This window comes from Flavobacterium sp. CHNK8, assembly GCF_019774515.1.
GTDB lineage: Bacteria > Bacteroidota > Bacteroidia > Flavobacteriales > Flavobacteriaceae > Flavobacterium > Flavobacterium tiangeerense.
Window position 1 is genome coordinate 3,181,838 of record NZ_CP081492.1, and the last position, 20,531, is coordinate 3,202,368.

Annotated in this window: 22 protein-coding genes; 12 read left to right on the forward strand and 10 right to left on the reverse strand. The window is 33.9% G+C overall.

What is annotated here, in order from left to right; translation table 11 throughout:
* Positions 1–25: 25 nt before the first annotated feature.
* From K5V07_RS13835 to truB, 4 genes are read left to right on the forward strand one after another with little or no spacing between them, the layout of a single operon-like run.
* Complete coding sequence (locus tag K5V07_RS13835) at positions 26–901, forward strand: ABC transporter permease (RefSeq protein WP_144889766.1); 876 nt, start codon at positions 26–28, stop codon at positions 899–901.
* A gap of 55 nt (positions 902–956) precedes the next feature.
* Positions 957–1,199: a DUF3098 domain-containing protein gene (locus K5V07_RS13840; protein WP_221917943.1), complete on the forward strand. Its 243-nt coding sequence runs from the start codon at positions 957–959 to the stop codon at positions 1,197–1,199.
* The gene (locus K5V07_RS13845; protein ID WP_221917944.1) at positions 1,200–2,009 is read left to right on the forward strand and encodes an undecaprenyl-diphosphate phosphatase; all 810 of its coding nucleotides are present in this window, start codon (positions 1,200–1,202) and stop codon (positions 2,007–2,009) included.
* 6 nt (positions 2,010–2,015) lie between these two features.
* Positions 2,016–2,720, forward strand: coding sequence for a tRNA pseudouridine(55) synthase TruB (gene truB, locus K5V07_RS13850; RefSeq protein WP_221917945.1), 705 nt, complete (start codon positions 2,016–2,018; stop codon positions 2,718–2,720).
* An 893-nt stretch (positions 2,721–3,613) separates the two neighbouring features.
* Here the strand turns inward: truB and K5V07_RS13855 are convergent.
* Complete coding sequence (locus K5V07_RS13855; RefSeq protein ID WP_221917946.1) at positions 3,614–4,228, reverse strand: thioredoxin family protein; 615 nt, start codon at positions 4,226–4,228, stop codon at positions 3,614–3,616.
* A gap of 107 nt (positions 4,229–4,335) precedes the next feature.
* On the opposite strand from K5V07_RS13855, the gene K5V07_RS13860 reads away from it, so the two are divergent.
* From K5V07_RS13860 to K5V07_RS13890, 7 genes are all read left to right on the forward strand, one after another.
* Complete coding sequence (locus K5V07_RS13860; RefSeq protein WP_221917947.1) at positions 4,336–5,115, forward strand: patatin-like phospholipase family protein; 780 nt, start codon at positions 4,336–4,338, stop codon at positions 5,113–5,115.
* Between the two features lie 67 nt (positions 5,116–5,182).
* Complete coding sequence (gene pyrH / locus K5V07_RS13865; RefSeq protein WP_144894209.1) at positions 5,183–5,890, forward strand: UMP kinase; 708 nt, start codon at positions 5,183–5,185, stop codon at positions 5,888–5,890.
* A gap of 72 nt (positions 5,891–5,962) precedes the next feature.
* Positions 5,963–6,526 carry a ribosome recycling factor gene (frr, locus tag K5V07_RS13870; protein ID WP_144894208.1) on the forward strand — a complete coding sequence of 188 codons (564 nt, stop codon included), beginning with the start codon at positions 5,963–5,965 and terminating at the stop codon, positions 6,524–6,526.
* A gap of 440 nt (positions 6,527–6,966) precedes the next feature.
* Positions 6,967–8,601 carry a SprT-like domain-containing protein gene (locus K5V07_RS13875; protein ID WP_221917948.1) on the forward strand — a complete coding sequence of 545 codons (1,635 nt, stop codon included), beginning with the start codon at positions 6,967–6,969 and terminating at the stop codon, positions 8,599–8,601.
* Positions 8,602–8,691: 90 nt separating this feature from the next.
* Complete coding sequence (locus K5V07_RS13880; RefSeq protein WP_221917949.1) at positions 8,692–9,069, forward strand: hypothetical protein; 378 nt, start codon at positions 8,692–8,694, stop codon at positions 9,067–9,069.
* 161 nt (positions 9,070–9,230) lie between these two features.
* Positions 9,231–9,704: a hypothetical protein gene (locus K5V07_RS13885; RefSeq protein WP_221917950.1), complete on the forward strand. Its 474-nt coding sequence runs from the start codon at positions 9,231–9,233 to the stop codon at positions 9,702–9,704.
* Between the two features lie 444 nt (positions 9,705–10,148).
* Complete coding sequence (locus tag K5V07_RS13890; protein WP_221917951.1) at positions 10,149–10,535, forward strand: hypothetical protein; 387 nt, start codon at positions 10,149–10,151, stop codon at positions 10,533–10,535.
* 256 nt (positions 10,536–10,791) lie between these two features.
* Here K5V07_RS13890 and K5V07_RS13895 read toward each other — a convergent pair whose 3' ends face one another.
* The 8 genes from K5V07_RS13895 to K5V07_RS13930 all read right to left on the reverse strand — a co-directional run bounded on the left by K5V07_RS13895 (position 10,792) and on the right by K5V07_RS13930 (position 18,091).
* Positions 10,792–11,097 (reverse strand): YbjQ family protein, encoded by a 306-nt coding sequence (locus tag K5V07_RS13895; RefSeq protein ID WP_086454760.1) that lies wholly within the window; start codon positions 11,095–11,097, stop codon positions 10,792–10,794.
* A 214-nt stretch (positions 11,098–11,311) separates the two neighbouring features.
* Entirely contained in the window at positions 11,312–11,668 is a 357-nt protein-coding gene (locus K5V07_RS13900; protein ID WP_221917952.1) for a hypothetical protein, read from the reverse strand.
* A 142-nt stretch (positions 11,669–11,810) separates the two neighbouring features.
* On the reverse strand, positions 11,811–13,082 hold the full coding sequence (locus tag K5V07_RS13905) for an MFS transporter (RefSeq protein ID WP_221917953.1): 1,272 nt from the start codon (positions 13,080–13,082) through the stop codon (positions 11,811–11,813).
* 5 nt (positions 13,083–13,087) lie between these two features.
* Positions 13,088–14,794, reverse strand: a complete 1,707-nt coding sequence (gene recJ, locus K5V07_RS13910) for a single-stranded-DNA-specific exonuclease RecJ (protein WP_221917954.1) — start codon at positions 14,792–14,794, stop codon at positions 13,088–13,090.
* A 66-nt stretch (positions 14,795–14,860) separates the two neighbouring features.
* Positions 14,861–15,205: a HopJ type III effector protein gene (locus K5V07_RS13915; RefSeq protein ID WP_221917955.1), complete on the reverse strand. Its 345-nt coding sequence runs from the start codon at positions 15,203–15,205 to the stop codon at positions 14,861–14,863.
* An 11-nt stretch (positions 15,206–15,216) separates the two neighbouring features.
* A complete protein-coding gene (locus K5V07_RS13920) occupies positions 15,217–16,269 on the reverse strand; it encodes an NAD(P)/FAD-dependent oxidoreductase (RefSeq protein ID WP_221917956.1) in 1,053 nt (350 codons plus the stop codon).
* Complete coding sequence (rsmI, locus tag K5V07_RS13925) at positions 16,262–16,984, reverse strand: 16S rRNA (cytidine(1402)-2'-O)-methyltransferase (RefSeq protein ID WP_221917957.1); 723 nt, start codon at positions 16,982–16,984, stop codon at positions 16,262–16,264. The genes K5V07_RS13920 and rsmI overlap by 8 nt, the downstream gene beginning before the upstream one ends.
* A gap of 69 nt (positions 16,985–17,053) precedes the next feature.
* Positions 17,054–18,091 carry a hypothetical protein gene (locus K5V07_RS13930; RefSeq protein WP_221917958.1) on the reverse strand — a complete coding sequence of 346 codons (1,038 nt, stop codon included), beginning with the start codon at positions 18,089–18,091 and terminating at the stop codon, positions 17,054–17,056.
* 252 nt (positions 18,092–18,343) lie between these two features.
* Between K5V07_RS13930 and K5V07_RS13935 the strand changes: the two genes are divergently transcribed.
* The gene (locus K5V07_RS13935; RefSeq protein ID WP_221917959.1) at positions 18,344–18,937 is read left to right on the forward strand and encodes a thymidine kinase; all 594 of its coding nucleotides are present in this window, start codon (positions 18,344–18,346) and stop codon (positions 18,935–18,937) included.
* Between the two features lie 81 nt (positions 18,938–19,018).
* On the opposite strand, the gene rpoN is transcribed toward K5V07_RS13935, so the two are convergent.
* Complete coding sequence (gene rpoN, locus K5V07_RS13940) at positions 19,019–20,485, reverse strand: RNA polymerase factor sigma-54 (RefSeq protein ID WP_144894197.1); 1,467 nt, start codon at positions 20,483–20,485, stop codon at positions 19,019–19,021.
* Positions 20,486–20,531: the final 46 nt, after the last annotated feature.

The following is a 20,531-nucleotide window of genomic DNA, read 5'->3' on the forward strand; positions in this document are numbered from 1 at the left end:
TTTTACCCAATAATTTCAATAAACTATGAGTTCTTCATTTGATAATTTTCAAAAACGCCGTTTAATTTCCTCTTATTTTTCAGTAGTATTAAGTGTATTTTTAGTCTTATTTCTGCTAGGAATCTTAGGATTATTTATCATTAATTCAAAAAAATTAGCCAATGATTTTAAAGAAAACATTGCTATGACTGTTTTCTTTAAGAATGAAGCTAATGATACTATTGTCAAACAATTTGGCACCCAATTAAAAGGGAGTCCTTTTGTGAAAACATACAAATATGTAACTAAAGAAGCCGCTGCAAAAGAACATACTGACATTATAGGTGAAGATTTTATGACTTTTCTAGGTGAAAACCCTTTGCAAAACTCTTATGATATTCATTTAAAAGGAGACTACGTAGTAAAAGACAGCATTGCAAAAATAGAATTTGGTCTTAGAAAAAATGCTATGATATCTGATATTGTATATGACAAGCAACTTGTTAATTTAGTGAATGACAATATCAAAAAAGTAAGTATGTGGATCTTGATAGTAAGTAGTTTTCTTGCTGTTATTGCCGTTTTATTAATTAACAGCTCTTTGCGTTTATCCATACACTCTAACCGATTCATCATTAAAACGATGCAAATGGTGGGTGCAACAAAATCTTTCATCCGTAAACCATTTGTAATGCGCAGTGTTAAACTGGGTATCATAGGTGCGGCACTTGCAGTATTAGCTTTGATAGGTGTTTTGATTTATGTAGAAACCAGTTTTCCTAACCTAGGAATCCTTGAAGATAAAGGACTTATTGCATTGGTACTAGTAGCGGTATTAGGCTTTGGAATTTTAATTACTTGGTTGAGTACTTATTTTGCCACACAACGATTTTTAAATTTAAGAACTGACGACCTTTATTAGTATTCAGTCGCAGTTCTCAGTTACAGGGTTAAGTAAAAAACAACAGCATTTACAAATGGAAGATAAAGATAAAAAAAATGAATTTTTGTTTGAGAAAGTAAACTACAAAATTCTATTAATTGGACTTGGAGTTATTGCTTTAGGTTTTATTCTAATGTCAGGCGGAGGAAGTGAAGACCCAACAGTTTTTAATGAAGAAGTATTCAATTTTAGAAGAATTAGACTAGCGCCAACAACCGTTTTAATAGGTTTTGGGATAACCATTTACGCTATTTTAAAAAATCCAAAAAAAGCATAAATGAATACATTACAAGCTTTTTTGATAGCTATTATTGAGGGATTGACTGAATATCTTCCGGTATCATCTACCGCGCATATGGTTTTTTTGAGTTCTTATTTTGGAATACAAGAAGACGATTTTGTGAAACTGTTTCAAGTTTCTATACAATTTGGAGCCATATTGGCTGTAGTAGCATTGTATTGGAAAAAATTCTTTGATTTTTCTAAATTTAATTTTTACCTCAAACTTATTTGCGCTGTAATACCTGCGCTTGTCTTGGGGAAATTATTTGATGATAAAATAGAAGCCATCTTAGGAAATCCTATTCCTATTGCTATAGTTCTTATCCTTGGTGGTATTATTTTACTATTTATTGACAACTATTTTCAAAATCCTACCGTTTTAAAGGAAGAAGACATTTCTATAAAAAAAGCAGTAACCATAGGTTTCTGGCAATGCTTGGCTATGATGCCAGGCACGAGTAGATCTGCCGCATCAATTATAGGTGGAATGCAGCAAGGTCTATCCCGTCATGCTGCTGCAGAATTTTCTTTTTTTCTAGCGGTACCTACTATGATGGCAGTGACCTGTTATTCTGTGTTTTTAAAAACGTATGAAAGTTCACAAATGAAAGGCTACGAACTCATTTTGAAATCAGATCAAAACATTCTGCTCTTCTTAATTGGTAATGTGGTAGCTTTTATTGTTGCTGTGATTGCCATAAAGTTTTTTATTGAAATCATAAAAAAATATGGATTTAAGCCATGGGGCTGGTACCGTATTATTGTGGGTGTGTTTTTATTAATTTACTTTTCGTATTTAAAATAATTTCTATTGAAAACAGCTGATGAATACCTAGAAGGTCAAATTTTATTGATTGACAAACCTTTGCATTTTACTTCTTTTCAAGCGGTAAATAAGCTTAAATATGCTTTGATTAATAAAGTAGGTTTGCCAAAAAAATTCAAAATTGGCCATGCCGGAACCTTAGATCCATTAGCAAGTGGTTTATTATTAGTTTGTACCGGAAAATTCACCAAACGAATTACAGAACTTCAAGGTCAAGCCAAAGAATACACAGGAACTTTTTACATAGGGGCCACAACGCCATCCTATGATTTAGAAACAGAAATTGACCAAACCTTCCCTACTGCACATGTCAACGAAGAATTAATTCACGAAACAGTAAAACAATTTCTTGGCGAAATTGATCAAGTACCTCCTATTTTTTCGGCAATAAAAAAAGATGGTGTACGCTTGTATGAGCATGCACGTGCCGGAGAAAGCATTCAAATTGCAAGCCGTAAAACTACCATACACGAGTTTGAAATTACCCGAATTGCCCTTCCTGAAATAGATTTTAGAGTAGTCTGTAGCAAGGGAACTTATATTCGTTCTTTAGCGTTTGATTTTGGAAAAGCTATGCAATCTGGCTCTCACTTAACGGTTTTAAGACGCACAAAAATAGGCGATTATGATGTTAAAAACGGCATTAACGTTCTTGATTTTGAAGAAAGTCTTACCTCAAACACCCTTTAAATGAGGTTATTCATTATTTTATTATTGTTCCCATTTTTTACTTTTTCCCAAAACAAAACACGCTTCTTCGTTCAATTTGATGTTACCATCATATAAAAGGAAATTAAAATAATGGAGCATAAAATAACAATAGATATACTGTTACTTGTTGGTTTCTACCAGATGGAATCAATAGCAAAATAGGCATTGGTTTAGAACCTAACAAATGGATAGCGCTAGGAATACATACCGGAATAGACTGGAAATAGTCTGAAAAAATTGTTCTAGAACCGGTTTTTGCGAATCTTAGATTGAGTCCAAAAAGTAGTGATGAAACCCGTATTGCATTACAACTTGAACTAGGAAAAGGAACTACTCTTGGCAGAGGATAATTAAATGGTGCTTACAAAAAAATAAGCTTGGGGATTCAAACTACTGATGATTTGGTTCTTTTTATAGAAATGAGCCACTATGATATTGCTTTTAAAAATCAAAAAGAAACTGAGAGTATTACTTTGGGATTGGCGTTGAAAACTTTCTAGAAAACAATACTATTTACAATAAAAAAAACACATGATAAATACATTTTATGTTTTATCATGTGTTTTCATTTTCAAGACCTATAGTTTTAAACTAACTTATACTAAAGGTCACAGTCATTAGTTAATAATTAGGCAAATGTTTTCCACCAAAAAGTGCAAAAGATAAGTAATCATAAACCCTTTCTAATAATTTTTTCATAATAATGTTTTTTTATTGTTAAACAACAGACAAACACCTATAAAAAAAGCAAACTAAAAAGTAGACTTGGTTAGCAATGAGCAAGTTACGATTATTTTTTCATTTAAAACTAAAAAAATCAAAAAAATTTTAAATCCGTTTAATGTATCCCTCTAGACGTTGATTTCATTAAACTAGAGGGTACTTTTATCAAGTTCACGCATTAAATTTATCAATTCGTTTTGAGTAGATAGTCCCTTATCTTGGTGGTACCAGAGTTGTAAATTTGTTTTTAAGTTTTCGTCAATAACACCAAACTCTTTTTTATAATTCAAAACTAGATCTTTTGCCACTTGTGGTCTTGGCCCCCAATGTCCTAATACACCACCTGTTTCTTTTTTAATAATTACTAGAATAGGTATGGAACGCGCTTTATTTGTTAAGAAACAATCCATAAACTCTAGGTTTTCATCTCTAAGTACAATTTTTAAATCAATCTTGTCCGTTGCTTCGGCCATTTTATGATATACGGGTAAAAGTTGAGCAGCATCGCCACACCAACCCTCTGAAATAACCAACCAGATATACTCTTCTTGTAACGCTTGTAACTCTTGAATTGTAGTTTCGGTAAGCACAATGGTTTTATCAAGGCGCTTCATACGGGTTTCATTGAGCTCACTGTAATGCGTTAAATCTATAGACTGTACGGGTCCAGTAGACTTTTTTTCTAATAATAAATCGGTGATTTTTTTTCTATATTCAGCGTAAGAAAGACTGTTAAACAAGGCTTTGGCTACAGTAATTTTCATGATATTTGATTTGTTTTTACAAAGCTACTACAAAAATTGATTTTTAAAGTTGATATATATCATTCTCCATTCTATAAAAAAGAGTAATTTTAGCACAAATAGCGAATATGGATCTTAAAACAAAATCAATAGGACTTGTTCTTTCTGGAGGAGGTTCAAAAGGTTTAGCACATGCAGGTGTAATAAAATTTCTGGAAGAGAAAAAAATAAAACCCAGCCAAGTAGCTGGAACAAGTGCAGGCTCTATTGTGGGAGCACTATATGCCTGGGGCAAAACACCCGAAGAAATTTTAGAATTTTTTAAATCTATTTATCTTTTTCATTGGAAACACTTAACTTTTAAAAAAGCGGGATTGATAGACTCAGAGTCTTTTAGAATCTATTTTGAATCTGTTTTTAAAGATGCCACAATAGGAGACCTGAAAATTCCAGTACAAATTACAGCCACAGATATGGTGCGAGGAAAACTTAAAATTTTTGGGCCAAAAACAAAAATAGTTGATGCCATATTAGCCTCATCAGCATTTCCAGGTATTCTATCCCCATATGAAATTGATGGTAATATTTATAGTGATGGCGGTATACTCAACCATTTCCCCACAGATGTTTTACAAGGACAATGTGAAACTATTATTGGTATTTATGTGAGTCCAATTCAAAAAATTGAAGCTAAAGATTTACGCTCTATTAAAGCAGTAACTACGCGCGCCTTTGACATCCTTTCGGCCAACTCGAACATTCATAAATTTAATATGTGTGATTGGGTAATTGAACCTAAGGATTTATGTCTTTACAGCACCTTTGAAACCAGTAAAATAAAGATGGACCAAGTATTTAATATTGGCTACCAAGCTGCCAAAAAATCCTTTGAAAAACTTAGTTTATAAATTACAATCAAGATTATATTAAAAAAAAAGAAAATTCTATATTTGCACCAATCAACGCAACACACACATGAAATACAAAAGAATTCTACTGAAATTAAGTGGGGAAGCTTTAATGGGCGACTTACAATACGGAATTGACCCAAAAAGACTCGCTGAATATGCTGATGAAATCAAGCAAATTCATAACAAAGGAGTAGAAATTGCCATTGTAATAGGTGGTGGAAACATTTTTAGAGGAGTAGCTGGTGCTAGTGCAGGAATGGACAGAGTGCAAGGAGACTACATGGGAATGCTAGCAACGGTAATAAACGGAATGGCCTTACAAGGCGCTCTTGAAGAAAAAGGAATGAAAACCCGTTTGCAAACGGCCTTAAAAATGGAATCCATTGCAGAGCCTTATATTAAGAGAAGAGCCGACAGACACCTTGAAAAAGGTAGAATTGTAATTTTTGGAGCTGGAACAGGAAACCCGTATTTCACAACAGATACTGCTGCTGTTTTAAGAGGAATTGAAATCAATGCTGACGTGATCCTAAAAGGAACTCGTGTTGATGGTGTTTATGATTGTGATCCAGAAAAAAATGCTTCGGCAATAAAATTTGATTTTATTTCTTTTGAAGATGTATTGAAAAAAGGATTGAATGTAATGGACACAACGGCTTTTACACTAAGCCAAGAAAATAAATTGCCTATTGTAGTTTTTGACATGAACAAAGTAGGAAACTTGCTCAAAATTTGCGAAGGAGACAATATAGGAACCGTAGTTAATATATAATAGACAGTCACAAGGAACAACTGCTGCAATGGCAAAACCGTACACTGAGACTGAAAACTGAAAACTAAAATTATGACTGAAGAAATTGATTTTATATTAGATAGTACACAAGAATCCATGATAGGATCTATTGCTCATTTAGAAAAAGAATTCTTAAACATTCGTGCCGGAAAAGCATCACCTGCTATGTTAGGAAGTGTTTTTGTAGATTATTACGGATCAGCAACACCATTATCTCAAGTATCAAAAATCAGTGTTCCTGATGCTAGAACTATTACGTTACAACCGTTTGAAAAAAACATGTTACACCCTATTGAAAAAGCAATTATGATTGCAAATCTTGGGTTTAACCCAATGAACAACGGGGATGTCATCATTATAAGTGTTCCACCCTTGACAGAAGATCGTCGTAGAGATTTAGCCAAACAAGCAAAGTCAGAGGCCGAGGATGCTAAAATAGGAATTCGTAATGCGCGTAAAGATGCCAATACCGACATCAAAAAACTAGAAAAAGACGGCACCTCAGAAGACATTTGTAAAAGTGCAGAGGAAGAAGTTCAAAACTTAACTAATACGTACATCAAAAAAATTGATGAACTCTTAGTAGTAAAAGAAGCCGAAATCATGAAGGTGTAAAACTTACATACAAATATTTTAAAACCGCTTTGTTCAAACAAGGCGGTTTTTTTGTACTATATATGGACGCAATATTTTTTAAAATAAAGCTATGTATAGATAATCACTTTTGTTATTTTAAGATTTAACTTATAAAAAATGAAAATAAAAGCAAAAAACCGTAAAATTTTAACATAAAAACCGTAAAATGAAATGAAACTAATATTTTAATTTTGAAAAATGCCTTTATAAGATTTTAAAGTAAACGTAACACAATATGATATACCTTTAATTTTTTAACATTGGTAAAGAAATTAAAACTAACTTTAGATTAAACATTTTGAAACAAACAAACAAACAAACAAACAAACAAACAAACAAACAAACAAACAAACAAACAAACAAACAAACAAACAAACAAACTTAGGTTAAGGGCAAATAGCCTCTTTACAGTATTAATTTTGATTTTTACACAATCATGTAGTACCGAAGAAGCTATCATAGACAGTGAAGCAACAACAAAAGATTACATTAATACTGAGAAAGTAACCATGGATCATTTACTTTCAATAATTAAGAACCCTATAATACGTAACCATACAGAAACTTTTAAGTCTAATTACTCCGAAAACACACTACAAAAGGCTACTGAAAAAACGAATGTATATTTCACTAAAATAGTCAAGGGTGATGAATACACCACATACCTACTATTGCTGAATAATTATTCTACAAAAAACCCGTATTTTATGTACTATGTAATTACAAAAGATCGAGATACAGAAAAAGTAGGGTATTTAAAATACATTCCTGACACTCCTATCCATTACCTAAATATCGATACTTTTTCAGGGAAAATCCAAATACTTGACATTAAAAAAAAGATCAAAACAGAGAGTAGGATAATAAATGGTCAATCTCAAAAGCAAGCTAATTCAACATCAGCAAAAACTGCAGATGATTGTACCTCAACGACATCAATAATAACACATTATTGTGGTTCTAGTGCTGGCCATTCACCTGGTCAAGAATGTACAGACTCAAAAAAAGCATACTATGAGGTACTAATAATTACTATTTGTCCATTCGTAAGCTCATACGACAATAGCGCTCCAGTACCTAATCAATTAATGAATCTCACAAATGGCGCTGGAGGCGGAGGTGCTAATGCAAATATTGCACTTGTTCAGTTTGAGCAATACCTAGATCTAAATCAACAAAACTGGTGGAATAGCAGTAGGAATACTGCTAAAAAGGCTGAAATAAGTAATTTTTTAATTGCATACCCCGATGAAATAGAATTTGCTAGAGAGATGCTATCACAAATGATTGATGATCCATCATTAAAGTTTGATGTAGAATCATCTTTTAAGTCACCATTCAATATTGATAGATCATCAATAAAAGATGTTACCGAAGAGGATAAAAAGTTTAATAAACTATATGATGCATTAAAAACTTCTCCAGAGTTTAAAAAACTTTTTATTGACCTATTTGATGGAGATAAAAGCCGAATAAACGTTAAATTTGAAATAGCCGATCGAGTATTTACAGATAATGATACTTCTAAACCAGAAGTAAACGCCACTACCAGTGAAGATCCTGTTACCAAAAATTTGACGATAAGAATTAGTAAACAATTACTTATTGCAGGAACAACAAAATCCCAAATCGATATTGAAAATGCAAAAACAATATTACATGAATGTATTCATGCTTATCTTTTTTCAAAAGCTGCTAATCCTAGCTTTGGTGCAAATTTTGCTACAATTTTAAACACCATGTATCCTACTCCTAACGAACAGCACGATTTTATGTACGGCAAAATGATTCCTACAATGCAAAAAGTGCTGGGAGAAATAAGAGATTTAGTTACAACTCAAGCAGGCAGAAATAAAGCTGAGGAAAGAGTCATGTTTATAACTCTTACGCCACCAACTTCATCCTCATGGAATTGGTATGATTATTACAAATATATTAGTCTAAATGGCCTAGGGGAAACAAGTTGCTTTCAATTAGATTTTCCATTAAATTCGGATCAGTGGAAATTATTAGCTACTTATATAAAATATGGCCATGATGATTTACAACCTTAATATTTAATCTTTATGAAACACTTCTTTATTCTAATTCTCATATTTACTTCATTTCTTATGCGTTCGCAGAGTTATGAATACATTAAAAAGTTGGATACCATATATATTCCTTTTAGGGGAGGAGATTTTGAAATAAAAATAGATTTTCCTGAAGAAAAAGATGGATTTAAAAACCGAAGATATATTTTTAATTATATGAAAAATAAAGAAAATTCTTTTTCTTTTGAAATTGAAAAGAATCCAGAAAAAACTATTGAAATAAAAAAAGTCACTAGTTCATTCTTAAGAAAAAACAAAAGAAAGATTGTTGAAATTGATGCCTTACAAAAGTTTGATTATCAGGATGTCCAATGTGAGTTATTTAATCAATTAAAAACATTTTACATAATTGATTATTCAGAAAAAAAAGATAGAGCTGTTTTGCTGTATAAGGCAATAAATTTAAATCTATGCTATTCAATAGAATAACTCGATACCGCCCCCAAAGCGCGCGCGTGTCCCGCTCGTGATGCCTGTTATGGATCAAAATTTACCTTAATTTAAGCTAGCATTGAAAAATTAAAGCATCAAGCAATCTAGATTATGTTTACGAGCGGAAAATATTGGTTTAAAAACTAAATCATAATAACATGAAAAAATACTTGTTACTATTGCTGCTTTTTTCAATAAAACTGTTCAGCCAAAACTATAATTCTCTCAAAGAGTCCGACACTATTTATATTGAATTCAAAGGAAAAATCAACGAAAGAAAATACTCAATTGATACTAGAATTAAACCAAATAATTTTGATGAAAGAGCTTATAATTTTGTTTTACCAGGAAAGTTAGCACTTTACTTTCAACACCCAGAGTTTAAAAATTGGGAAAAAAAGGATGCAAATATAATTTCTGAAGTGAGGATAGTAAATAAAGCATTTTTTAAAAAAAATAAAGAACATATAATTGGAATAAATTTTTTAAAAAAATATGAACAGAATGACATTATATGTCAGTTGTTTACACAATTAAAAGTGTTTTACATTATTGATTTTACTGAGAAGAAAAAAGGGAATGTTATGTTATATGAAGTTAATTCTATGAATGTTTGTCCAGTGTCGGAATAATGATATGTATCGATGTAAATCGTTTTTCACAGAAACCTATGCAATCTCAAGAGCAAATAACCTATCGTAAATCATAGCCAAATCACATAACTTTGCGAATTTAAAAGCCTTTAAAAAATGTAATATGATAAAGTTTTCTAGACTTTTCCAGTGGCACATTTACTATTATTTGCTTTATTGCATCTGTAAAACACTACAAAATAGCGGTTTGGTTATTTTGTAGCGTTTTTTTAATTAGCCTAGAGTTTATGAATTGAAATGAAAAACTATAGATTTTACAATACATTTTTAGAAAAAGTCAGGAGATTTTTAGTAAGTTTACGTATCATGAATCCTTTAAATATTTACGAAGTCATGAGACTTCGTGCAGCTAGGAAGTAACTTCAACAAACCCCTTTCAACAATTGAGCAGTACTTCCATTTTAAGTTAAAAATAAATTAATTATGGTAAATTACATAAAAATATTTTCAATCTGTTTGTTTTGTTTCTCATGTGTAAATAAAGATAAATGTAATAATACAGTGTCATTTATTGGTAGTTATAAAAATATCTATGACAAAGAAGCAAAAAATATTTTAATCATAAATGCAAATGGTACTTTTGAACAAATTTTCACAAAGGATAATATCGAAAAAAAACATCGAGGTACCTATAAATACTTTAAAGATGATTGTACCGTTATATTTGAAAAATTAAAAATATTACATTCTTTGCCAAAAAGATTACTAGAACATCATATGGAAGAATATCCTGCAACATTTAGAAATAACAATATTGTATTTGGTGGGGAGTCTGATGACGATATCAATTATTACAGAATTGATGAATAAATCTATAGATTAAGAAAAATTTAAAACTCGATATCACATTATTGCATTAATTATGAATTAACATGATTTTTAATTTTGAAATCGTAATTAAAACAAATAAAATATCACACTAAAAGGATTTCAAAAGTCTCAAACAGATACTATCAATATTTTAAAACCGCCTTGTTCAAAACGAGGCGGTTTTGTAGTATTTATAAACTAGTAGTTAGATTAATTTAATGCTAAACTAGTTTAGAAAAAAAGAATTCACGGCTACCTATCTTTTCACAACACTCACTGCTGTTCCCGTTATCATTACAGTGATTAATCCTTCGCCGCTTTTGAGCTCTACATCCACTTGAATTCCTACTACTGCATTAGCATTCATTTTTTCGGCATTTATTTTTAGGTTGGCAAATGCCTTCTCTCTTACTTCTGCTATACTTTCACTAATTCCGTCATAATATTTTTGCATGCTAAAAGTTAAACCCATTTTTTGCATGTTGATGGCTGTACCTGACACTATGCCGTTATACTCTAATATTTTGTAATCTTCTACAGAATTAGTTGTTGTTAAAATCATAATTATAAAGTTTAAATTGGTTTCCTTATTAGACTACAATTTCATACTCCTGTTACGCAATACCATCTGATAAAACTCTAATTTATATTGGCAAACTAAAATACCACAGTTGACTTAGATTTTATGACGTTACTATTGTAAAAGAAGTGCTTCATTGCAATAGAACTACTTCAGTTTTGTGTCTAAAAGTAGGATTGAAATTTATTAGAAAACGTCAATTCATTCCCTCTCCAAAAAGATAATATTCTAACTTAATTTTAAACAAAGTTCCTTCTACTAAATCTTTTACAGCATTTAATTCCTCCATAGAAACGGCCAAATCAATTTGAGAACAAGGCGTTTTCAATAAAAATTTATGACATCTATTTTTTAGTTCACAAGAGGCACAACAATTGTTTTGGAGGTAACTCTCGTCAATACAGCACTTAAATAGCTGCAATTCTTGTTGGGTAAAATAAAATCCCGTTTCTCTAAAAATAAGTTGAACTTTATCCCATAGAACTGCATTGTCTTTTTTCCAGTAAAAAGCGCTGCCTAAATTATTACGATAGATCTGTTTTATTTCTTGCATCTGTATTCCGTTTGACACAAAAATACGTATTATTTATATTTATTCTAAATAATAAAAGCTAAAAAAGACATAAAATAGTTTGAGAATGATAATGGGAATCGTCTTTTAAGTAATGACTATGAGGTACTCATTTCAAAAAAAATTATTCTTCGCTTTTTTCATGATCTTCAACATCTTGTTGCAGGTCTAATTTTCTAAAAGTTGGAGATACGATACCTGTAAAAAGAACAGTAATTAAAGTCATGCTTCCGCCAAAGACCACTGCACTCACAGTGCCCATCAGTTTAGCCGTTAAGCCACTTTCAAAAGCCCCTAATTCGTTTGATGAACCTACAAAAATTGAATTTACAGCCGCTACACGACCGCGCATGTGATCAGGAGTTTTCAGTTGTAGAATGGTTTGACGAATCACCACCGAGAATCCATCAAAAACACCACTTAAAAATAAAGCCGCAACAGACAACCAAAAAATAGAGGATAGTCCAAAAACAATGATGCAAATTCCAAACGCAAAAATGGCTACCAATAATTTCATTCCAGCATTTTTTGTAAAAGGAATGTATGCTGAGATAATCAACATTAAAAAAGCGCCAACAGCGGGAGCAGCTCTCAAAACACCGAATCCCTGCGGTCCTACTTTTAAAATATCCTGTGCAAAAATTGGTAAAAGAGCTACAGCACCACCAAAAAGAACAGCAATCATATCCAGCGACAAAGCTCCTAAAATAGTCTTGTTATTGAACACAAATTTGACTCCTTCTTTTAAACTTTCCATAACAGGCTCACCAATTTTTGGATTCAAAATAGGTTTGGTTCCAATTTGAGTCAAAGCCAGTAACGCAAAAAGCGAACAGCCTAAAACAATACACATAGACCAATGAACGCCAATCCAATTTATTGAGAAACCCGCTACTGCAGGCCCTAAAACCGAACTAATTTGCCAAACAGAACTGCTCCATGTAGCCGCATTTGGGTACACTTTTTTAGGAACAATTAAGGCCAAAAGAGAGAATATGGTTGGTCCCAGAAAAGCACGAACTAATCCACCTAAAAACACACAAAAGTAGATAGAATATAAAATGGATTGGGTTGCAAAATCTTTTATAAAAGGAGGCCACGTCAATAAAAATAACCCCAAACTAATGATTGCAAAACCTAATATGCATTTAAACAGCAATCCTTTTTTCTCCTTTTGATCTACAATATGACCCGCAAATAAGGCCATTCCTACTGCTGGAATAACCTCCATTAAACCTATTATACCCAATGATAAGGGACTTTTAGTCAAACTATAAACTTCCCATTCTATGACAATAAACTGCATAGACCAGCCAAAAACCATCGCAAAACGGAGTAATAAAAAAATATTAAATTCTTTATAGCGTAATGCGGAGTACGGATCATTTTGTTTCATCGATTCTAATTTTGTGCTTTAATGTCTCTTAGACGCAATTGCAAACTTACTTTACCGTTCCACTCATTTTCATCAATACAATACACGGCTTGAAAAGGTTTTTGATGTGCAGTTAATTCGATTTTGTTTCCTAAATTAAACCCAATGGCTGCCAAACCTTCGGTGCCGAGGCTTCGGGATTGTTTTACAAAAAGTTTTAGATGATCGTCTTCTTGTCCCATTGTTTTTCCATAGCCCGTATCTTTGATGTTTTGAGTTAGGAAAATGGGAGTCATATTTTGAGGCCCAAAAGGTTCAAATTGTTTGAGTATTCGAATAAGTTTTGGCGTAATATCCGTAAAATTAATTTCAGCATCAACAGCAATTTCTGGTGTTAACAAATCAGGATGAATCGTATTTTTAACTTCTTTTTCAAAAGCCTCTTTAAATTCCTGATATTTTTCTGGAAGCAATGTCATGCCTGCTGCATACATGTGACCTCCAAATTGTTCCAAATGTTCAGCACAAGATTCAAGTGCATTGTATACATCAAATCCTTTTACAGACCGAGCCGAAGCAGCGTACTTATCACCACTTTTAGTAAAAACAAGTGTCGGACGGTAATAGGTTTCTATCAATCGAGAAGCAACGATTCCAATCACACCTTTATGCCAATCTTCTTGAAAAACAACCGACGTAAAACGTTCTTTCTCCCCATTATTCTCTATTTGTTTCAGTGCTTCCTTAGTGATTAATTTGTCTAAATCCTTACGTTCCACATTGTAGGCTTCAATTTCAGAGGCAAATTGTTGTGCTTGTTCAAAATCAAATTCGGTTAACAATTCCACAGCGTGGTTGCCATGTTTGATGCGACCTGCGGCGTTAATTCTGGGTGCAATGATAAAAACTACATCGGTAATGTCCAATGTTTGTTTTTTTATTTGATGAATGATTGCTTTAATTCCTGGTCTGGGATCACTGTTAATAACCTGTAAGCCAAAGTATGCCAAGACTCTATTTTCACCAGTCATTGGAACAATATCGGCAGCAATGGCTGCTGCTACAAGATCGAGGTACGTAATCAAATCAGAAATACTTTGCTCTCGGTTACTGCCTAAAGCTTGAATAAGTTTAAAACCTATTCCGCAACCACACAACTCGTCATAGGGATAGGTACAATCGTCTCGCTTTGGATCCAAAATTGCAACTGCATCAGGCAAAGAATTACCTGGTCTGTGGTGATCACAAATGATAAAATCAATATTTTTTGCCTTGGCATAATTGACATGGTCTATGGATTTAATACCACAATCTAATGCAATAATTAAGGTAAATTCATTGTCATCAGCAAAATCAATACCTTTAAAAGATACCCCGTAACCCTCATCATAGCGATCAGGAATATAGGTAGCCACATTTGGATAATAAGTCTTTAAATATGAGGATACTAGCGAAACAGCAGTTGTACCATCTACATCATAATCACCAAAAACCAAAATATTTTCACCATTTTTAATCGCTGTTTCAATACGAGACACTGCTTTATCCATGTCTTTCATCAAAAATGGATCGTGTAAATTGTCTAAACTTGGACGAAAAAAAGCTCTAGCTTCCTCAAAAGTGGTAATGCCACGTTGCACTAATAAAGTAGCCACGAAGTCTTCTACATTTAAGGCTTTCGCCAAATGTTTCACAGTCTCCTCAGGTGGATTTGGTTTAAGAGTCCAACGCATATTGATGTTTAATTATAAATTTGAAATTTCGATATGAAGTAGTATCGAAAAGGTAGTTTAGCTGTTTTATTTCAACGTTAAAGCACTGCCGTAAAAAGCGATACCGTCCCAGCCCGTTTTCATAAAATTGCGAATGTTTTGATGATCAGTCCCGTCAGGATTTCCTAAAACATCTTCAAAATAGTAAGCGCCAAAGCAAGCTAAAGTTGCTTCTGGAGTTAGTCCCTGCATTTCTGCAAAAGCAAATATTTTACAAGAACCTGAGTTTTCACCAGCAGCATTGTGTTGAGTCCCATTCTCAAACGCAGTGGGTTCAAAATCATAATGCTGCTCAATAACTGCAATGGTATCTGCAAATGCGATTGATTCTGGCGTTGTATTTAATTTTTCTAAAAAAGTGGTGATTGTCATAATCAAAAATATTAAAATTGAGATGAAATAGTTTTTGCGGCAGCAACCGCGCCATCCATATAACCAGGGTTTTGCAGAGCGGTTTCTGAACCAGATAGACACAGTTTTCCGTTCAAAAACGGTTTTTGAAAAACAATGTGGCCGTTGTTTTGATGTGCTAAAACAAGTTGGTCGTAAGGATGAAATGTTAGAGATTCTTCTCTCCAAACCTTTTCATGATAGGAAACATAATTTGCTGCTTCGGGACCAAAAAAAGTTGTTAATTGGGTGATTACTTTTTGTTGGCGCTCCTCTCTAGAAAGTACAGACGTTCCCGCATTTAAAAATCCTTTCAAAGCAAAACCGGAATGATCAAAGGAAGTATGGTCATACATTTCCTGAATAATACTTGCTTGGCTGAATAACGTTCCTGAGTAATTTTGCACCCTCCAAAAAGGAGTTGTATAGGCTACTGCAAATTTAATACTTTCGCCCATCCACGTATGCGTTTTGTGGGCTACTTGAACTAAATTATCGGGTAAATTGGGTTCAAAAGTTATAGTATTAATCCCCAAATTAGGTGGAACGGTACTGATAACTTTGTCAGCAGAGTAGCTGTTCCCATTGGTATCTGTCACAACTAATTGATTGCCTTGCTCTTTTATTGAGGTAACTTTAGTTTGTGTTTTTATGTGCTCGATGCTAACTCTACTGATGAGTTGCTCTATCAATACCTTGGTTCCGCCTTCTATTCGGAACGAAGGTTCTTCAGCCTCTGAGATTTCAAATTTTTGTGGTGGTACAAAGGACATCGTTTCAAATAGGGAAATACCTTGAGTATGCTGTCTGAAGTAGGGAATATTGAATTCGTGAACTAATGCTAAGAGATTGCGGTGTTGGTTTCCAAACCAAGTCGCACCCATTTCGACAGTAACTCCAGTTGAGGCAGTAACAGTTTTTATGCGGCCACCTATTCGATCATTCGCTTCCAAAACTAAAACCTCAAATCCTTTTTGCTGTAGTAAATAAGCAGTATACAAGCCACACAAACCAGCACCAATAATAATTACTTTATCCTTACTCATGTAACTCCTCTCCTGAAAATTTACTTTTCTTAGGTTCTTTTGTCACAGGCTTACCTGCAACAACAACCACGATTTCCCCTCTTGGGGCTGTTTTATCAAAATGTGCTGCAACGTCTTTAACCGTACCGCGCACATTTTCTTCATGTAATTTTGATAATTCTCTGGAAACACAAATATGACGGTCATCGCCAAAATAAGTACTAAACTCCACTAGAGTTTTTACCAACTTGTGCGGTGAGACATATAAAATCATCGTTCGGGTTTCTTCGGCTAAAGCCAAATAACGGGTTTGACGCCCTTTTTTATCAGGCATAAAACCTTCAAAAATAAATTTATCATTGGGCAAACCACTGTTTACTAAAGCGGGTACAAACGCCGTAGCTCCAGGTAAACATTCTACTTCAACACCGTTTTCTATGCAAGCACGCGTTAAAAGAAAACCAGGATCAGAGATGGCTGGCGTTCCCGCATCAGAAATCAAAGCGATGTTTTCACCCGCTTTCAATCTTGAAATAAGGTTCTCAACGGTTTTATGTTCGTTGTGCATGTGATGGCTGTACATGTGCGTGCCAATTTCAAAATGCTTCAACAATTTGCCGCTCGTACGGGTATCTTCGGCAAGAATCAGGTCGACTTCTTTTAGTATTCGAATGGCTCGAAAAGTCATGTCTTCGAGATTGCCGATGGGTGTAGGAACGATATATAATTTTGACATGGTCATAAAGGTTGCATACAAGCAATTGCTTGTAATTGTTCAAATTGATTGCTCAAAAAGGAGCTGGATTTACAAAAATTTCTTTTCGATGATATCCATAAAACGGTCTTCGTAATCTTGTTTTCCAACCCAATTGTTATAATCCGGTTTCACCATTTCAAGAACAAAATCACGAGTTTCATAAAAAGTATTGAAAGAGTTCAACTGACTTAAAACTCTGTTGTAATCTTCGCTACTGTTCCCAAAAAGATGTTTGATAAATGCCAAACGGTCATTCAAATCGATGTTTATTCCTTTGGCCAATTTATCGTTTAATGAAACTGCTTTTACAGCTGGTATTTCATTTGTGCTTTCTGCAACAGGCTCTGGCGTTGTGTCAGGTTCAACAGCAACTTCCTCCTCGATTTCAAGGCGCTCTATTGCAGGCGTATTTTCAACTGCTTGTTTTTTTACAAAAAGCGTATCATGGTAATCACCTCCTAATAAATCCTGAAAAGAAATCTGAATAGGTTCTTGATTTGCTTTTTTAGGAGTTTCTTCAACCGTTTCTATCTCATGCGAAAGTTCAAATACTGGCTTAAACTCTGCTTCAATTACTGGCTGCTCTACTTCTATTTCTAAATCGGTTGAGGACTCTGGATCTGGAATTTCTTCGATAATTTCTTCTTCTAAATCCGTATTCGTTTCTTCAGGAGCTACTTCTACAACTTGTTCCTCAACTGTTAGCTCTTGTTCTGGTTCTTCTAGTACTGGTATCGCTTCTTCTACTGGTGTCACTTCTTCTGGAACCTCTTGATTTACTTCTGGCTCAGGAACTAGATCTTCTGTAGGTTCAACAGTACTTGTATTTTCGTTATCAACTGCAACAGTTTCATTATCAATAGGTGTATCAAGTTTTTCAAAAACTTCAACTACTTGGTCTGTCATTGCAGCAAGTCCAATAGTAGGTTTTACATCCCCAAAATTCTCCTCCACAAAGCGTAAAACAGTAAGTTTTTCATACAGTTTTTGGGTCTCAAAATACAATTGATTGATGTCGGATTTATTTTTTAGCTGTAATATTCGGTGTGCAATGCTGATCAAATCGGCTTCCAATTTCTTTTTCATAACTGTTGACATTATAGCGTTTTAGGTAATTTTTATTGTTTTGTAATTTGTTTTGGGCGCTTTGTTGTATTGTTTCAAAATCCGTTTCTAGAAATCTGATACTTTTATTTTTTTGAAATAAGTGTTCCCGAATCCAGGATTTGATATAAATTGTATACTTTTGAAACGACGTAAAAGTATAAAATTTTTAAGTCTAAAATTCTATTACAAAGTAATAAAAACTATTCATTTTTTAAGTCAGAAAAAAACAAAATGTTTCTCGAAAATACAGTAAATCACAAAGAACAATTTGGTTGGATCGAAGTCATTTGTGGCTCGATGTTTTCGGGTAAAACCGAAGAGTTAATCCGTCGTTTGAAAAGAGCGCAATTTGCCAAGCAAAAAGTAGAAATTTTCAAACCATCAATAGACACGCGCTATGACGAGGAAATGGTGGTTTCGCATGATTCCAATGAAATTCGCTCTACACCGGTTCCTGCTGCTGCAAATATCGCTATACTGGCACAAGGTTGTGATGTGGTGGGCATTGACGAAGCACAGTTTTTTGATGATGAAATTGTAAAGATTTGTAATGATCTTGCTAATCAAGGAATCCGAGTGATTGTGGCAGGATTGGACATGGATTTTAAAGGAAATCCCTTTGGTCCCATGCCTGCTTTAATGGCAACTGCTGAGTATGTAACGAAAGTACATGCGGTGTGCACTAGAACTGGAAATCTTGCCAACTACAGTTTTCGTAAAACCGATAATGACAAACTGGTGATGTTAGGTGAAACTGAAGAATATGAACCTTTAAGCCGTGCCGCTTATTATCATGCGATGCGGAAAGATCAGGAGAAAAAATAAGGGGAATTATTCTTTTATAAAAAAAAGGGGAAGTTTGTTTAAAACAAATTTCCCCTTTTTAGTATTTCTAAGTCAGCAATTTTACATCTTCTTCCTCATTCTTGCTACAGGAATGTCGAGTTGCTCTCTGTATTTTGCAATCGTTCTTCTTGCAATTGGATACCCTTTTTCCTTAAGAATTTCGGCCAGTTGATCGTCTGGCAATGGTTTTTTCTTGTCTTCTTCTTCAATGGTGTTTTGTAGAATTTTCTTGATTTCTAATGTCGAAACATCCTCGCCTTGGTCGTTCTTCATAGCTTCTGAGAAGAATTCTTTGATCAATTTAGTGCCATAAGGTGTTTCTACGTATTTACTATTGGCCACACGAGAAATGGTAGAAATGTCAAGACCCACCATATCAGCAATGTCTTTTAAGATCATTGGTTTCAACTTGGTTTCATCACCATCTAGGAAAAATTCTTCTTGATAATGCATGATGGCGTTCATGGTTACAAATAAAGTTTCCTGACGCTGACGAATGGCATCAATAAACCATTTAGCTGAATCCAGTTTTTGTTTGATAAACTGCACTGCATCTTTTTGCTGCGCTGATTTGTCGCGGGAATCCTTATAGGTTTGCATCATTTCCTGATAGTCTTTGGAAACGTGCAGCGATGGTGCGTTCCGACCGTTTAGAGTCAATTCTAGTTCACCATCTACAATTCTAATGGCAAAATCAGGAACTACATTTTCGGTTACTTTGTTGTTTCCGGTAAAAGATCCGCCTGGCTTTGGATTCAGTTTCTCAATTTCGTGAATGGCTTTTTTAAGCTGTTCATTAGAGACACCATACTTTTGAAGTAATTTATCGTAATGTTTTTTAGTGAAGGCATCAAACTGATTTTCGATGATATCAGTGGCTAGTTCCACGTACTCTGTTGGCGTTTTGTGCTTGAGTTGCAACAAGAGGCATTCTTGCAAATCTTGCGCACCTACGCCTGATGGTTCTAGCTCATGAATAACATGCATCATTTTCTGTACCATTTTTTCATCGGTGTAAATACCCTGAGTAAATGCCATATCATCAACCATGTCCGCTATACTGCGGCGGATATATCCCATATCATCAATACTTCCAACCAAAAATTCAGCAATTTCGCGCTCCTCATCATTCAAGATAAAAGTATTCAACTGATTGATTAAATCTTGATGAAAACTTACTGGCGCTGCAAAAGGAGTTTCTCGCTCGTCATCATCATCGCTATAATTATTTGCCTGAGTTTTATAATCAGGCGTTTCATCGTTACTTAAATACTCATCTATATTGATATCTTCAGCTTCTATTCGCTCTGATTCAGCATCATCATAATCATCGTAATCTTCGTTTTCGAACTCGTCTTTTTCGTATTCATCTTCTTCCTTCCCTGATTCCAGTGCAGGATTCTCGTTCATTTCTTCAAGTAAACGTTGCTCAAAAGCTTGCGTAGGCAATTGTATTAACTTCATCAGCTGGATTTGCTGTGGAGATAATTTTTGTGATAATTTTAAATTTAAGAATTGCTTTAGCATAAAAAAAGGGACTGAGTTACTGAGTAACAAAGTTACGAAGTAACGT